Genomic DNA, 15,428 nt, shown 5'->3' with positions numbered 1-15,428 from the left:
CTTTTTTGATCATTATATCATTTTCCGAAAAAATCGGGAGAAAACTGTTAAACAGCGGATACTCATTGTAAAATGACTGTATGAGAAAATGCGGGAGGGATGACGGATGCAGGAAAAACAGCAAATCGACATCAACGGAACGAGCCTTCGCTGGGACCGGGCAGAGGGGTTATTCCAGTTTGAGGGAGCAGATGTAGTCCTTTTTTGGACAAAAACAGCGCTCAAAACGTTCATTGATACGATTGAGGAAGTAACAGGTGCAGAATCCGCCCGGGTTGTCATGGAAACCGCAGGATACCGGACAGGAAAAATTGTCAGCAATTTTTATAAAGAAAATTGGAGTGTGGAAGAAGCACTGGAGCTGCTGCCGAATCTTTATGCAGCAGCCGGCTGGGGAGCGACAGCATTCAAGCGGCTCTGCTTAACAGAACGCCGTGCTGTTTTGTCGATTCGCAATGATTGGGAAAGCAAAGTTGTGCAGGCACAGGGGAAAGAAAGTCCGGGCACATTCCTGGGAGGCCATTGGGCCGGTGTGTTCAGCGGACTGCTAGGTGAAACCGTTTGGTATAAAATAAACGAGTATACATCAATAGATGAAAGTTCATATAAGGAAATTGAATTGTTTCCGTCTCCAAAAACACCATCTGAAAATGTTCGCGAACATATTCAAACGCAGGAGCAGCAGGTGATCACTCAGCTTGAAGCGATGGTGGAAAACCGGACGATTGAGCTGCGCAAGCTGATCCGTGAGCTTTCATCACCGGTCATTCCGGTTCTTGATGGTATTTTAGTCACACCAGTTATGGGCCGCTTTGACCAGGAGCGGTCTGATGATTTTACCGAAAAAGCGCTTCAGGCTATCGTTGAACACAAAGCAGGCATGTTGATTTTAGACGTAACGGGTATTAGAGCGATGGATAATTTAATTTTAAGCACGCTCGAAAAAGTTACGCAATCCGTTCAGCTGATTGGCGCGGTGCCGATTGTGGCCGGTATTTCACCGGAGCTGGGGATGGAAATGGCATCGAAAGGTATTTATTTAAACGATTTAAAGTGCTTTGCGACCTTAAAGCATGCGATTCATTATGCGATTGCGCTTGAAGGTATGCAAATTGTGAAAAAGGAAGACGAATTATTATAAGAAACCCTTTGCTATTTGGTATGATGAAAGAAAATACGGTGATAGAAAAAATTATTTTTTGCCTCGGGAGGTGAGAGGGAAGGGTGGCAGGACTGCTCTTCCCGCATTTTGATAGACGGAGAAATTGCGATTAAATTATTAGCGTTCGCGCTGCTCATTGTGTTAACTGGCTTTTTTGTAGCAACTGAATTTGCCATTATTCGTGTGCGCCAGTCACGCATCAATCAGCTCGTCGAAGAAGGAAACAAACGGGCCATTGCTGCACAAAAGGTCACGGGGAACCTGGATGAATATTTATCTGCCTGCCAGCTCGGCATTACTATTACGGCGCTGGGGCTTGGATGGCTCGGTGAACCAACAGTAGAAGCCATCTTGCATCCGCTATTCGAACACTTTGAAGTCGGTGCATCGGCGGCAAGTGTCTTATCGTTTATTATTGCGTTTTCAGTGGTCACATTTTTGCACGTAGTAGTAGGGGAGCTTGCGCCAAAAACGGTTGCGATTCAAAAAGCAGAACTGGTAACATTAACATTTTCGCCGCTTATTATTATTTTTGATAAATTGATGTATCCGTTTATTAAAGCGCTAAATGGTTCTGCGCGCGGACTTGTCGGTATTTTCGGACTAAAGCCGGCATCCGAGCATGAAATGGCACATTCAGAGGAAGAGCTGCGAATTATTTTATCGGAAAGCTTTAAAAGTGGAGAAATTAACCAGTCGGAGTACAAATATGTGGACCGTATTTTTGAATTTGATGAGCGCGTTGCAAAAGAAATTATGGTTCCGCGCACCGATATGGTTACCCTTTCGAAGGATTTAACGTGGAATGAAATCACATCCATTATTGAACTGGAAAAGTATACACGCTATCCGGTGGATGATGGGGATAAAGACAATATTCTCGGCATGGTTAATATGAAGGAACTGCTTTCTTATTATTTGAACCGCAACAGTGATCGGAGCCGGCCGCTTGAAGAATTTGTCAAGCCAGTGATTCGTGTTATTGAGACCATTCCCATTCATGACTTGCTGTTGAAAATGCAAAAAGAGCGTATCCACATGGCTGTGCTGATGGATGAGTACGGCGGCACGTCAGGACTGGTTACGGTTGAAGATATTTTAGAAGAAATTGTCGGGGAAATCCGGGATGAGTTTGATACCGATGAAAAACCAGACGTTCAAAAGCTTGGAGAAAAGCATTATTTATTAAATGCCCGTCTGCTTATTTCGGAAGTAAATGACCTGTTAGGCACCGATCTTTCAGATGAAGAAGTGGATACGCTGGGCGGCTGGGCACTAACAGAAAATATTGACGTAAAGCTTGGCGATTCCATTAAGCAGGATGGCTACGAATTCATTATCCGCGATGCGGACGGTCATCATATTCATGCAATCGAAGTAAAAAGAGCCAAGCCAATGGAAACTGAAGCTGCATCGGCTGAATAAAAAAAGAGTCTGCGATTTTTCGCAGACTCTTTTTTTAAAAGGCGAAACTGGGCAACAATGCTATTGAGTTTACTGGCCATCAAGCTTGTTTGAACAGAGCGATCGGCTACCGATTCAATGGCGGAAAAGGTTTGCTGGGCGGCTGCTGATATGTCTGCCGTTCGGTCTTCAATATCCCGTACAGAAGCAGCCAGCCGGCTGATCAACTGAACCACGCCCGCGGAATGAACCGCTTCTTCATTGGTCAAGCGGGATACCTCGCCGATTTCAGCCATCGCTTGGGGAACGGCTGCGAGTCTGTCAGCGCCCGGGCAGTAAAATGGACCATCTGGTTTCCGGCTTCAACAAAACCTGTATTTTCACTCATCGCGTTTACTACATGATCCGTATGCCCGATAATATCCTGGACCAGCTTTTCAACCTGGAGCACTTCTTCATTGGACTGTTCGGCCAGCTTGCAGACTTCCTCGCCGACAACGGCAAATCCTTTTCCATGCTCACCTGCCCGTGCCGCTTCGATCGAAGCATTCAAGGCCAGCAGGTTTGTTTGAGCAGCAATTCCCGCAATTGTTCCGGCAATTTGATTGATTTTTGCCGTAGATTCGCTTAGCTGCTGAATCTTTTTATCGCCTGGTTTCATATTGGCTCATGACAAAAACAGCCCAGTATAATTGCTGGGCTGTTCAGACCGTAGACAAATAATTGATAACCGTGTACATGAATGGGATAGATCGGCGGCGTCCGGGCAGCTCCGCTTTCCATGGTTCAGGCGCTGAGCCCGATTTCGCCTGACGGCTCCACCGGTCTCATCTGCGCGCTTGTCCCATAGGAGTCTGCGCTGCCCTCCCGCCTCCAAGTGGCTTGCACCAAGGGTGTATAGAGCTAAAAAGGTCGTATTGTTTCTTTTTTTAAAAAAGAAACATATCTATCCAGTCACTGGCTGATGGGTCTTCAACACCACTTAGAGAAGCCGGCCGGACGGGGACGTACAGTGAGTCGGGAGATCCCGCAGGCGTAAGCCGAGAAAGCTCCCGCACTGCCCGTGGAATGCGAAGTCCGGCAGGCTTCTCTTATCGGCTCTTTTTTTGAAAGAGAAAGACTCTGTCTACACACTAAACAGCCCAGCATGCCTGCTGGGCTGTTTTTAGCGAAGTGTCTCTAAAAGTGCATCTCCGTTTTTGGCGACGCGGACAATAGCATGGGTTTTTTGTTCCCACTGCGTACCCGTGTTTTCAGGGATAAAGAAATGCTCAATGCCGAGCGTCAATGTTCCATACTCGCCCGATCCTTTTATAAACAGGCCGTTTGGTTTCTGGTGCGTAAATTCACCTGCTTTAAAAACAGGAATTTGTTTTCCATCATAAGAAATAGAGTCAGCTGATGGTTCCAGAGAAACATGAATCCTTCCTTCCGGCGGCGCAGCAGAGCTATTGAAAAACTGATCGTTATAAGCTGTTCCTATTGCATAGCCAAGCTGAACGTAGTCTCCTTGAATAAGCGAGCGAGGATCAACCGGTGCAAGTTCCAATGCGACCATTTCTCCGTTTTGAAGAAGCTGTTCTTTCTGCCAGGCAGTTATGATCACAAAGCCAGTTTGCAAAACAAGCACAACTGCGAACAAACCCGTACTCCATTTTTTTGCAACAACAGGGGTGGTATGATTTCTTCCCCAAAGAAACCAGAGAGCGAAGAAAAGCAGGCTTATTAGTAAAAACGATAGTGATTTATGCAGGAGCAGCCAGGCGTATTCGTAGTATTTCCATATAAAAAAGCCGACGAACGCTGCCCACACTGGCCAGTTGTACAGTCTTGTTTCCAAAGCAGGCTTGAATAGGTGCCAGAAAATATACAACAGAAACGCTGCATGAAGAAAAAGAGAATCCCATCCTTCTTCAGTGAGTGAATAAAGCATAAAGACGAGTGACAACCAAAAACCAGCTAAGCCGACAGGCCATTCTTTAAGAGAAAGAAAGACAACTGCATTTCCTACAGCAGCTGAGAATAAAACCCATGTGCTGACAGAAAGGGAAACATCATTTTCAGCAAGCAGGCGCAAAATACCATATAGAAGTGCAGCATTGGCCGCTATATAATAGAGGATTGATTCCTTTCGTTTAAACAGCAGAACAGTCAGGAGAACGAGCGGAACGGCAAGGAAAAATGCAGTCCAGATAACCTCCCATTCAACTGCCAGATAAGAAAATGAGAAAATAAGGCCGGTAATTTGCAGTGTGAGGCGGACAACCTGCCATGATTCTTTCTTGATGGCTAAACCTGTAGCGGTGCAAACAATGGCTAACATGATAAAGCTAAGTGAGAAATTTCCGCTGAACCCAAAAATCATACCGACGAAAGAGCTAAGAGAAAAAACGGCAATGAGCGTACCGATTAACGCCAGAGCTCCCGTAAAAAACGTAACGGTATACCGTCTCCATTTTTGATCGTGTGAGCTGCCTGAAGCGGCAATTTTGCGAAGGCCGATAATGCTAAATGCAAAAAGTAAAAGCAGCATCGGAAAACCTGTGTAAAAAATAAATTCACCAAGCAGCTGGTAGGTCATATAAAACACATTTGGAACCGCATACAACCCGAAAAACAAAAGATGAGCGCCTAATTCAAATGGATGGCTTTTTTGTGAGCCGATAAATGCTCTCCAAAACAAAACGATGAATACAATATATGCAGCATGAAGCAGCAGAAAAACGGCCCGGTAATCCATATTGCCGGCAAGCACATCATAAAGCATATGCGTATCGAGCAAATAAACAGCACACCCCTGCATGATGGCCAGAGAAATAAACGAAAGCTTTTCTTCCTGGAGTCTGCGCCAGAAAACGTAAATCACTCCGTGCAAAAGAATGGCCCCTACATAAATAAGCAACTGCTCGCCATCCGTATAGGTAATAAAGACACCGGTCGGATACAGCTTCAGCCAGAAGGTAAGCTCAAATAATAAAAATACCAGCCAGTACAGCGGCCGATATCGTGTAAAAGCGGCCAGCAGCACAGCAGGAATAAGCGTGACTAAAAACAGGATATATGAATCCGCATGTGAGTTGTACATTTGGCCTATAAGAGCCACGGCAACTCCAAAAGCAACAACCGACAGCAGCAGCCACCAGTTGCTAAGATAAGCAAAAGTACGGCTTTTTCGGTAGATAAGAGCCAGCAGCGCACATAGAAGCAGAATGGATACACTTAAACCGATTTTTACTGGACGCTCAAGCCCGGGCCAATTGGAGGCAAAAAAATAAATAATGGCAGCAAAGAAAAAAATGAGGCCAAGTAAATAAGGAATATCGCCCTTTTTTTGTGCAAACATGTATGGTCCCCCTCTTCTTTTTCTTTTAGTATACTATTTTTTTGCGGGAGAAGAGAGCAGAGAGAAAAACAAACAAAGCTGCTGCGACTGCTGTATAAGCAATGAAAGGTTCAGCTGTCCAATTCCGGACAGCAATACCAGCAAGGGCCCACACAAATACAAGCGGATACACGCGGTCCCTGTATGAAAAGCGGAATGTAACAGCCAGCACTGAAGCTGCTATGAGCAGTATAAACGTCCAGACAACAGCCGAAAGACCAAAGCCATTCCATTCATAATAGGTTAAGGTATAGCTGATATTGGCCATTACAGCCACGCTGACCCAGCCGAGATAAATAGAAAACGGAAATCGATCCCAGAATGAAAAGCGTTCCCTTTCCACACGTGTGTAAATGATGATAAGTGACACGAGCAGAGTAAGGATCACCATTGTACTGAGTGCGAAAAATTCATAGTGCCAGAGAAAAATCCATGTGGCATTAAAAATGCAGCTCAATAGGAATGGCACATGAACTTTCCGGTCAATGTGGGATGGTTTGTAGCCTCGAAGCAGCCAGACAAGAAGCAGTAAATAAATCAGTCCCCAGATGGAAAAAACGTAACCTGCCGGTGTAAAAAGGACGGTTATTTTGTCGGAGATGTCACCTGTCGTCTGGCCGTTAAGAGGGAGAGCATTTGCCAGGCTGTTCACAGCGACAACGACAAGAAAACCAATTAAATTAAGCCAAAAAATTCGCACAAAACCGCCTCCTTTTTTCGTTCTATTCCCTTTCACATATATGCGCTAACCCTTGTCCTTTTTCTGGTTGCTATTTTAAAATAACTTTTAGTCGTGTGATATAATAGAAGCAGTGCACCAATAGGAAGGATGGTTATATGAGCAAAACTGTTGTACTCGCAGAAAAACCATCCGTTGCCCGTGATATTGCCCGCGTTCTAGGATGCAGCAAAAAAGGGAACGGATTTTTGGAAGGAAATCAATATATTGTCACGTGGGCACTTGGCCATCTTGTGACGCATGCAGACCCTGAGAGCTACGGTGATCAATACAAAACATGGAATATAGCGGATCTGCCGCTTATGCCAAATAACTTGAAAACGGTGGTCATCCGTCAGACGAGCAAGCAGTTTCATGCAGTCAAAGCACAGCTTGTACGAAAAGATGTCTCCACTATCGTCATTGCGACCGACGCAGGGCGCGAAGGAGAGCTGGTTGCGCGCTGGATTATCGATAAAGCACATGCGAAAAAGCCAGTGAAACGCTTATGGATTTCATCAGTGACGGATAAAGCGATCAAGGAAGGGTTTCAAAAACTTCGCGATGGCCGTGAATACGAAAACCTGTATCGATCTGCCGTCGCCCGGGCTGAAGCCGACTGGCTTGTTGGGATCAACGCGACACGAGCTTTGACAACAAAGTACAATGCGCAGCTTTCATGCGGACGGGTGCAGACACCAACGCTTGCCATTATTGCCAAACGGGAAGAGGAGATCAAGAATTTCCAGCCGAAGAGCTACTATGGCATTCAAGCATCAGCAGGCGGTATGAAACTGACGTGGCAGGATGTAAAAGGAAACAGCCGGACGTTTTCAAAAGAAAAGCGTGATGAGCGGATAGAGACAATCGAAGGTGCCAGGGCAGTGATTACGAATGTGAAAAAAACAGCAAAAAAATCATATGCACCAGAGCTGTATGATTTAACAGAGTTGCAGCGTGACGGACATAAGCTGTTTGGCTACTCAGCAAAGGAAACACTGAATGCCATGCAAAATTTGTATGAGCGCCATAAGCTTGTCACGTATCCACGTACAGACTCACGCTACCTGCCGCAGGATATGGTGTCCACTTTAAAAGAGCGGGTAGAAGCGGTAGAGGTGCGCCCTTATACACCGTTTGCGGCAAAAGTACTGCGCCGCGGTATTCAGCCAGGAAAATCGGTTATTAACGACGCAAAAGTGAGTGATCACCATGCCATTGTACCAACCGAGCAGCCGCCGATGCTGAATGAGCTAAGCGATAAGGAACGGAAAATTTATGATTTGATCGTCAAGCGTTTTTTAGCTGTTCTTCTCCCGCCGTATGAATACGAGCAGACCATAATTGAAGCCAATATTGGTGGAGAGACATTTACCGTTAAAGGCAATGTAGTCAAATCTGCCGGCTGGAAGGAAGTATATGGACAGGATGAAGACGCGGAGCCGTCACTACCGGTTGTCGAAAAAAATCAGGAGCTTCCAGTGAGTAAGCTGATTCCAACAGAAGGCGAAACAACGCCGCCGCCGTTTTTTAACGAAGGCACCCTTCTGTCCGCTATGGAAAATCCGGCAAAATTTATGAGTGTGGACCAGGACGTGAAGAAAACTTTAACCGAAACGGGTGGACTTGGAACGGTTGCGACCCGTGCGGATGTGATCGATAAATTGTTTAATACGTTCTTAATCGAAAAGCAAGGACAAAATATTCGTGTTACTTCTAAAGGAAAACAGCTGCTTGATCTTGTTCCTGAAGACCTGCAGACGCCGGCGCTGACAGGGGACTGGGAGCAAAAGCTTGAGAAAATCGCGAAAGGAAAGCTGAAATTTGAGACGTTTATGGCGGAAATCCGCACTTATGCAAAAAGCGTCACAAATGAAATTAAAAACAGCGATGCGAAATTCAAGCATGATAATGTGACCGGAAAGCAATGTCCTGAATGCGGCAAGCTGCTGCTTGAAGTAAATGGGAAAAAGGGTAAAATGCACGTGTGCCAGGACCGCGAATGCGGCTATCGCAAGCAGATTGCCCGTGTAACAAATGCCCGCTGCCCGAACTGCCATAAAAAGATGGAAATGCGTGGAGAAGGAGAGGGGCGCCTATTTGTCTGCAAATGCGGCCACCGGGAAAAACTATCTGCGTTTGAGAAAAGAAAACAAAACAGTGGCAAGGGTGCAGCAAATAAGCGCGATGTGAATCAGTACCTGAAAAAACAAAATCAGGATGAGCCGATTAACACGGCGCTGGCAGACGCTTTGAAAAACTTAAAGTTATAATCGAACAACCGCTTTGGATTATTATTTGAAAATAATAATTTGAAGCGGTTGTTTTTTTCAGAAAAAGGTGTCTATAATGATTTGAGAAACAAGAGCAGGGAACACCCACTCGGGTACTGCTTTTATTGATTGCTTGTCCATTCTGACTTGTAGGGAGGAACATTATGCCGATTAATATACCGCATCAGCTGCCAGCACGCGAGGTGCTGGAAAAAGAAAATATATTCGTCATGGACGCGGATCGTGCCAGAATGCAGGATATTCGTCCCCTTAATATTTTAATTCTGAACCTGATGCCGGAAAAAGAAAAAACAGAAGCACATCTTTTGCGTCTGCTTGGAAATACACCGCTTCAGGTAAATGTCTCATTTTTATATACGGCCACATACGAATCGAAAAATGTAAGTAAGTCCCATTTGGAGCAATTTTACATTACGCTTGAAGAAGCGAAAAGCCGCCGTTATGACGGTTTAATTATTACCGGTGCCCCGATTGAATTAATGGAGTTTGAAACGGTCAGCTACTGGCCGGAGCTGCAGGACATTATGAACTGGGCAAAAACAAATGTCACGTCTACCCTGCATATTTGCTGGGGGGCACAGGCAGCGCTTTATCACCATTACGGCATTGGCAAGTTTGAACTGCCGAGAAAGTGCTCTGGTGTATATGCGCACACGATCACTGATCCGACTGTGAAACTGCTGCGCGGCTTCGACGATGAATTTTGGGCACCGGTTTCCCGTTACACAGATGTCAGCCAGGAAGCGATCGAAGCGAACGATGAGCTGATTTTGCTTGCTTCTTCACCAGAAGCAGGTCCGCTGCTCGTCATGTCAAAAGATGCGCGGAATATTATGATAACGGGTCATCTTGAATACGATGCAACGACACTGGCAGAAGAGTACGAGCGTGACTGCGCGAAAGGCGTGGAAGTGGATATGCCGGAAAACTACTTTCCAGGTAATAACCCTGCTCAACGGCCGCCGAACAAATGGCGCTCTCATGCTCATTTGTTGTATTCAAACTGGCTCAATTACTACGTTTACCAGGAAACACCGTACGAATGGAAATGAAAGAGCAAGACCGTCCATGCATAATGGGCGGGTTTTTTACGTTCAGGGAATACAGCCGGTTACATAAAAAAGCGCTGCCAGCTTAAATCGGCAGCGCTTTTGCTTTTAATAAAATGACGTTCTTCGATCTTCAAAAACAGGGATACGGCTGCGGATTTCATCGATCGCATCAAAATCCACTTCACCGACCAGCATTTCTTCTGCTTCACCTGCTTCGGCAATTACTTCGCCCCACGGACCAATGATAATAGAATGACCGGCAAATTGATTGGCAGGATCAGAACCAGCACGATTGCAGGCGACTACATAAGCCTGGTTTTCAATGGCGCGTGCCATAAGCAGTGTGCGCCAGTGATCCAAACGGGCAAGCGGCCACTCCGCCGGAACAAACAAAACGCGAGCGCCATTTACAACCTGTTTGCGAAACCACTCCGGGAATCGAATATCGTAGCAGATAAAGCCGGCCATCGTTTCACCGGCAAGCTCGAACAGGCCATCTCCATCTCCGTCGATTAAATATTTTTCTTCCTGCATCAGCCGGAAGAGATGCAGCTTGCTGTATTCATGAACGAGGCGTCCATCCTTATCAACAATGATCATTGTATTTTTAACGCCGCTGCCCGTATCGTTCGCTACCGATCCGCCGACAATGTGCATGCCGTATTTTTGAGCAGCCTCTGTTAAAAACTGCTTGGCCCGCTCGGCTCCGCGGTCCGCAATTTCATCCAGCCGTGTTAAATCATAGCCGGTTGTCCAAAGCTCCGGCAGCACAGCCAGCTCGCAGCCAGCCTCACTTGCTTCTGTTAAAAAGTCTGCCGCCCGGCGGTAATTTGCTTCCGGGTCGCCAAACACGATATCCATTTGCAGACAGGCAATTTTCATTCTTTTCATCTCCGTTATCTTTTTAGAAATTGTAACATGGTTGACAGGGAAAATGAAACATGGCATAATCCTCCTTAACAAATAAACGGACAACTATATACATCTTATCAAGAGCAGGTGGAGGGACAAGCCCTATGACACCCGGCAACCGACCTATAGCAGGCACGGTGCTAATTCTTGCAGCGAAAGCTGAGAGATAAGAAGATTCAATGAAAAACCTTTCTTCTTATTTCGTGAAGAAAGGTTTTTTTATTTTAAAAAGGAGGCGTCGGTCATGACCGTCAAAAATAAAACAGACAAGCTATTAAAGATTGAACAAGGAAATTTGTACACTACTATCCAACCCCAGCAGGGAGAACGGGTCATGATTATCGGCGGCTCCGAGACACTCACAGCAAGATGTTCAGATGCCGGTGCATCTGTTTTGCCAGCCGCTTCTTTTTCACAGGTGAAACAAGGTGAATTTGATACAGTCGCAGCACCGCTTTCTATTCACCCTTATGCAGATGGTGCGCAGTGGACAGCTAAAGCATATGAAGCACTCAAAGAAGGTGGACGGTTTGTTGCTGATTTTGCTGAATCAAGTTCGCTTCCGGCATCGTCAGATTATCCATATGCAGAATCGCTTGCTGGTTACTGGGAAAGAATAAAGGCAGCCGGCTTTTCCACGATTCTCTTTCAGCAGCTGTCTGCCCAGACAGCGCAGGAAGCTGTATTAAACGGCTGGACAGAGCTGGTGTCTTCCCAGTACCCGGTCAAAGTGAACCGTTTCGTGGCGGTAAAATAACATTTTCAAAATGAGAGCCGCCGTATTATGATAAGGGCAACAATATGCGAAGGGTGGCACCACGTGAACATTTTTTACCGAAAAACGTCATACACACATGAACAATTTTTTTACCAATATACAGCACTTTCGAATAACGAACCCTATCATGCGCTGCTTGAAAGCGGCCGGGGCGGCCGGTACAGCTTTGCCGGCATTAAGCCTTCTGCTGTAGCGGTTTCAGATAAAGAAGGACTTACGTTAAAAAAAGGAGGAAAAGTGCAGCGAATAGCTGGCAACCCGGTTCATACGCTTGTTTCGCTTCTTGATGAACGTAAAGTGCCAAGGCAGGATGAGTTGCCGGATTTTCAAGGTGGTGCGATTGGCTGGATCAGCTACGATTACGTCCGGTTTATCGAGGAGCTTCCGAACTGCGCTCAAGATGACATTGGCCTTCCAGACACATGCTTCCTGTTTTTTGACCAGTGGGCAGCGTTTGATCATCAAACGAATGAGCTTTTTGTGATGCAGCTTGCCCAAACGGATGCAGGGCTGGATGACTGGTTTGGAAAATGGCTCGATCCAGCCGATCAGATCGATTGGAAAAACGGGCATAGAACCGATAAAACGGATGTTTCTTTTCCAGAGGATCAGTTTAAAGAAGCGGTTGAACGGATTCGTGAATATATTGCAGCGGGAGACGTATTTCAGGTGAATTTGTCTGTTCGCCGGGCCCGTCCGCTTACGGTGCCGCCGCTTGCTGTGTATACGGCGCTCCGTACATTCAATCCTTCTCCCTATATGGCTTACATTCAAACACCGGACTTTCAAGTAGTATCCGGATCACCTGAGCTGCTTGTAAAAAAAAGCGGACAAAAGCTGTCAACTCGTCCCATTGCCGGAACACGATCACGTGGAAGAGATGATGCCGAGGATGAGCGTCTGGCCGCTGAATTGATTAACAACGAAAAAGAACGGGCTGAGCATGTGATGCTTGTTGATTTAGAGCGCAATGATCTGGGGCGGGTTTCCCGTTATGGATCGGTGCATGTCGATGAATTTATGGTTATTGAAAAGTATTCACATGTTATGCACATTGTATCTAACGTATGCGGGGAGCTGGCAGACGGTAAAACGAATGCAGACGTAATTGATGCGGTTTTCCCGGGCGGTACCATTACGGGAGCGCCGAAAGTTCGGACAATGGAAATTATCGAAGAGCTCGAACCGGTGAGACGGGGAATTTATACAGGATCCATTGGCTGGATCGGCTATAACGGGGACATGGAATTAAATATTGTGATTCGCACAATGCTCAGTACGGATGGTTACGGGTATGTACAGGCCGGTGCTGGTATTGTGATTGACTCAAAGCCGGAATATGAGTATAAAGAGTCGCTGAAAAAAGCAGCTGCCATGTTAAAAGCGATGGAACTTGCGGAGGATGCGCTATGATTTTAATGATTGATAATTATGATTCATTTACGTATAATCTCGTTCAATATCTGGGGGAGCTTGGTGAAGACCTTGTTGTCCGGAGAAATGATGAAGTAACGGTTGCCGGAATCGAAGAAATGAAGCCGGATTTCGTCATGATCAGTCCGGGACCGTGCACACCGAACGAAGCGGGTATCAGTCTGGAGACCGTTGAAAAATTGTCCGGCCGCATTCCGCTTTTTGGTGTTTGTCTCGGCCAGCAGTCGATTGCCCAGAGCTTCGGCGGTGATGTTGTACGAGCTGAGCGGCTTATGCACGGTAAAACGTCGCCTGTTTTTCATGACGGCAAAACCATTTTTAAAGGCCTGCCAAGCCCATTTCGGGCAACCCGTTATCATTCGCTTATTGTAAAAAAAGAAACCCTGCCTGACTGCTTTGAAATATCTGCTTGGACTGAAGAAGGCGAAGTCATGGCGATTCGCCATAAAACATGGGCGGTAGAAGCAGTACAGTTTCATCCTGAATCAATTATGACAGAATACGGGAAAGAAATGCTGCAGAACTTTATGGACACGTATAAGGAAACAACATGTTCACGTACGTAAATGGCCAAATTGTTCCTAATAGCGAAGTGCGTATTTCTCCGTTTGATCACGGCTTTTTATATGGCATTGGTGTATTTGAAACGTTTCGTACATACAACGGAACACCTTTTTTACTCGATGAGCATTTGAACCGGTTAAATAAAAGCTTACAGGAGCTTCAGATTGATCTTTACATTTCACGGGATGAAGTGCTTGATATTTTAATGCAGTTGAAAAGGGCGAATGGCTGGAGTGATGCGTATATTCGATTTAACGTATCAGCCGGTGAAGGAGATATCGGGCTGCAAACTGTTCCATATCAAAAACCGAATGTAATTGTTTTTCAGAAAGAACTGGCGCCGGCCGGACCAATGACTGAAAAACGGGGGATCTGGCTCGAAACGCGGCGCAATCGCCCGGAAGGAAAAAGCCGGCTCAAATCACACCATTACTTAAATAATATCTTCGGCAAAAGAGAAGCCGGAAGCGATCCTGCTATAGAAGGATTGTTTTTGACCGAAAATGGTTTTGTGGCAGAAGGTGTTGTATCCAACGTGTTTTGGACAAAAGAGGGAACGCTGTACACACCAGCGCTCCAAACAGGCATTTTAAATGGTATTACCCGTGAGTTTGTCATGGATATAGCCCGGGATACAAACCTTCAGGTAGAAGAAGGGCTGTATACAAGAGCTGAAGCAGAAGCAGCTGACGAAGTATTTGTGACCAATTCGATTCAGGAAATTGTACCTCTGCAGGCGCTTGGAGGGCGAGTGTTTCCTGGTGCTGCCGGCGAAGTGGTCCAGCGCTTATTTACACAGTACCGGTGTGCTGTTCGTCTGTGACGAGCAGCACTTTTTCTTTTGCAAGCTCCTCATGATATTTTTCCGCATCTTCTTCAGACAAACCAAAATCAATAAGCGCGTCTTTCACCGGCTTTTCCCGGGTAAAAATCGACTTTACTTTTTCTTTTAAGGAAGGGCCCGCGGTTTCTACATTTGCTTCCGTACGGTTTTGGATGGTTAAATATACATCCGCATCCTTCGTAAGAGCTGTCATCTTAGATGGGTCATACCCCTCCACTTTTAAATCTTCTATCTGACGGATAACATCAATTTCTCCATCAAATAAGCCAAGTACATATTTCATAATAAGCCTCCCTGCAAAGTGAATTATCATTCTTTTCCCTGTGATTTCTACGTGAAAACCTGAAGGGAATCACCCGGTATTTATCGAACCTAAATAAAAAGGGAGATGATAAAATTGGTTAAAACAGCTGATTTATGTGATGAATATGCAGAAGAACTAACGCTCGTCGGACTTGAGCTGAAATCGTACGGGGGCAGGAAACAATTTCATGGGCCTATTTCGACGGTACAAGTATTTGAAGACAATGTACTCGTAAAAGAGGCGCTTCAAACCATTCCGTCCGGGCATGTTCTTGTTGTGGACGGAGGCGGCTCGAGAAATTGCGCACTCGTCGGGGATTTGCTCGGTGCCATTGCGGAAGAAAGAAAACTTGCCGGTATGATTATCAATGGATGTGTACGTGATACGGCGGAGCTTGCCGAACAAACTATTGGTGTTTTAGCTCTTGGCAGTAATCCGTTTAAAAGTGTGAAAAAAGGTGAAGGAGAAAGGGATATTTCCGTCACATTTGGCGGAGCTGAATTTGTACCGGGACAATATGTTTATGTAGATGAAGACGGTGTTCTGCTCGCTGAAAAACCGGTACATGAAAAGTAAGAGT

General features: G+C 45.8%; 15 protein-coding genes and 1 riboswitch. Of the genes, 9 read left to right on the top strand and 6 right to left on the bottom strand.

Annotation, left to right across the window (positions count from 1 at the left end; all coding sequences use genetic code 11):
• The first annotated feature begins 106 nt into the window (after positions 1-106).
• Both VP97_RS10850 and VP97_RS10845 read left to right on the top strand, forming a co-directional pair.
• Positions 107-1,141: an STAS domain-containing protein gene (locus VP97_RS10850; RefSeq protein WP_050181838.1), complete on the top strand. Its 1,035-nt coding sequence runs from the start codon at positions 107-109 to the stop codon at positions 1,139-1,141.
• Positions 1,142-1,249: 108 nt separating this feature from the next.
• Positions 1,250-2,587 carry a hemolysin family protein gene (locus tag VP97_RS10845; RefSeq protein ID WP_245629874.1) on the top strand — a complete coding sequence of 446 codons (1,338 nt, stop codon included), beginning with the start codon at positions 1,250-1,252 and terminating at the stop codon, positions 2,585-2,587.
• Here VP97_RS10845 and VP97_RS10840 read toward each other — a convergent pair.
• The 4 genes from VP97_RS10840 to VP97_RS10825 form a co-directional block, all read right to left on the bottom strand.
• Complete coding sequence (locus VP97_RS10840) at positions 2,527-2,862, bottom strand: hypothetical protein (RefSeq protein WP_156153467.1); 336 nt, start codon at positions 2,860-2,862, stop codon at positions 2,527-2,529. The genes VP97_RS10845 and VP97_RS10840 overlap by 61 nt on opposite strands.
• Positions 2,832-3,227, bottom strand: a complete 396-nt coding sequence (locus tag VP97_RS10835; protein ID WP_050181831.1) for a methyl-accepting chemotaxis protein — start codon at positions 3,225-3,227, stop codon at positions 2,832-2,834. Before VP97_RS10835 ends, VP97_RS10840 begins: the two co-directional genes overlap by 31 nt.
• Positions 3,228-3,731: 504 nt before the next feature.
• Complete coding sequence (locus VP97_RS10830; protein WP_050181829.1) at positions 3,732-5,909, bottom strand: GDYXXLXY domain-containing protein; 2,178 nt, start codon at positions 5,907-5,909, stop codon at positions 3,732-3,734.
• 25 nt (positions 5,910-5,934) lie between these two features.
• A complete protein-coding gene (locus VP97_RS10825; RefSeq protein WP_050181827.1) occupies positions 5,935-6,648 on the bottom strand; it encodes a hypothetical protein in 714 nt (237 codons plus the stop codon).
• Between the two features lie 137 nt (positions 6,649-6,785).
• Here VP97_RS10825 and VP97_RS10820 point away from each other — a divergent pair, with 137 nt between their 5' ends.
• Together VP97_RS10820 and metA are read left to right on the top strand one after the other, a co-directional pair.
• Positions 6,786-8,939: a DNA topoisomerase III gene (locus VP97_RS10820; protein WP_050181825.1), complete on the top strand. Its 2,154-nt coding sequence runs from the start codon at positions 6,786-6,788 to the stop codon at positions 8,937-8,939.
• A 164-nt stretch (positions 8,940-9,103) separates the two neighbouring features.
• Positions 9,104-10,012 carry a homoserine O-acetyltransferase MetA gene (gene metA / locus VP97_RS10815; RefSeq protein WP_050181823.1) on the top strand — a complete coding sequence of 303 codons (909 nt, stop codon included), beginning with the start codon at positions 9,104-9,106 and terminating at the stop codon, positions 10,010-10,012.
• A 105-nt stretch (positions 10,013-10,117) separates the two neighbouring features.
• Here the strand turns inward: metA and VP97_RS10810 are convergent, their stop codons facing one another.
• Positions 10,118-10,894, bottom strand: a complete 777-nt coding sequence (locus tag VP97_RS10810) for a carbon-nitrogen family hydrolase (RefSeq protein WP_050181975.1) — start codon at positions 10,892-10,894, stop codon at positions 10,118-10,120.
• A 101-nt stretch (positions 10,895-10,995) separates the two neighbouring features.
• Positions 10,996-11,097: riboswitch (SAM riboswitch) on the top strand.
• A gap of 71 nt (positions 11,098-11,168) precedes the next feature.
• Between VP97_RS10810 and VP97_RS10805 the strand changes: the two genes are divergently transcribed.
• The 4 genes from VP97_RS10805 to pabC all read left to right on the top strand — a co-directional run bounded on the left by VP97_RS10805 (position 11,169) and on the right by pabC (position 14,523).
• Entirely contained in the window at positions 11,169-11,681 is a 513-nt protein-coding gene (locus tag VP97_RS10805) for a class I SAM-dependent methyltransferase (protein WP_050181822.1), read from the top strand.
• Between the two features lie 63 nt (positions 11,682-11,744).
• Positions 11,745-13,115, top strand: a complete 1,371-nt coding sequence (locus VP97_RS10800) for an anthranilate synthase component I family protein (RefSeq protein WP_245629873.1) — start codon at positions 11,745-11,747, stop codon at positions 13,113-13,115.
• Positions 13,112-13,702 (top strand): aminodeoxychorismate/anthranilate synthase component II, encoded by a 591-nt coding sequence (gene pabA / locus VP97_RS10795; protein WP_050181820.1) that lies wholly within the window; start codon positions 13,112-13,114, stop codon positions 13,700-13,702. Before VP97_RS10800 ends, pabA begins: the two co-directional genes overlap by 4 nt.
• Complete coding sequence (pabC, locus tag VP97_RS10790) at positions 13,687-14,523, top strand: aminodeoxychorismate lyase (protein ID WP_050181819.1); 837 nt, start codon at positions 13,687-13,689, stop codon at positions 14,521-14,523. Before pabA ends, pabC begins: the two co-directional genes overlap by 16 nt.
• On the opposite strand, the gene VP97_RS10785 is transcribed toward pabC, so the two are convergent.
• Positions 14,492-14,827, bottom strand: coding sequence for a YflT domain-containing protein (locus VP97_RS10785; RefSeq protein WP_050181818.1), 336 nt, complete (start codon positions 14,825-14,827; stop codon positions 14,492-14,494). The two genes, pabC and VP97_RS10785, sit on opposite strands and share 32 nt — an antisense overlap.
• Before the next feature lie 114 nt (positions 14,828-14,941).
• On the opposite strand from VP97_RS10785, the gene rraA reads away from it, so the two are divergent.
• Positions 14,942-15,424: a ribonuclease E activity regulator RraA gene (gene rraA / locus VP97_RS10780; RefSeq protein ID WP_425388457.1), complete on the top strand. Its 483-nt coding sequence runs from the start codon at positions 14,942-14,944 to the stop codon at positions 15,422-15,424.
• Positions 15,425-15,428: the final 4 nt, after the last annotated feature.

This window comes from Domibacillus robiginosus, from assembly GCF_000966195.1.
Classification (GTDB): domain Bacteria; phylum Bacillota; class Bacilli; order Bacillales; family Domibacillaceae; genus Domibacillus; species Domibacillus robiginosus.
This window is presented reverse-complemented; position numbering and strand designations above follow the sequence as displayed.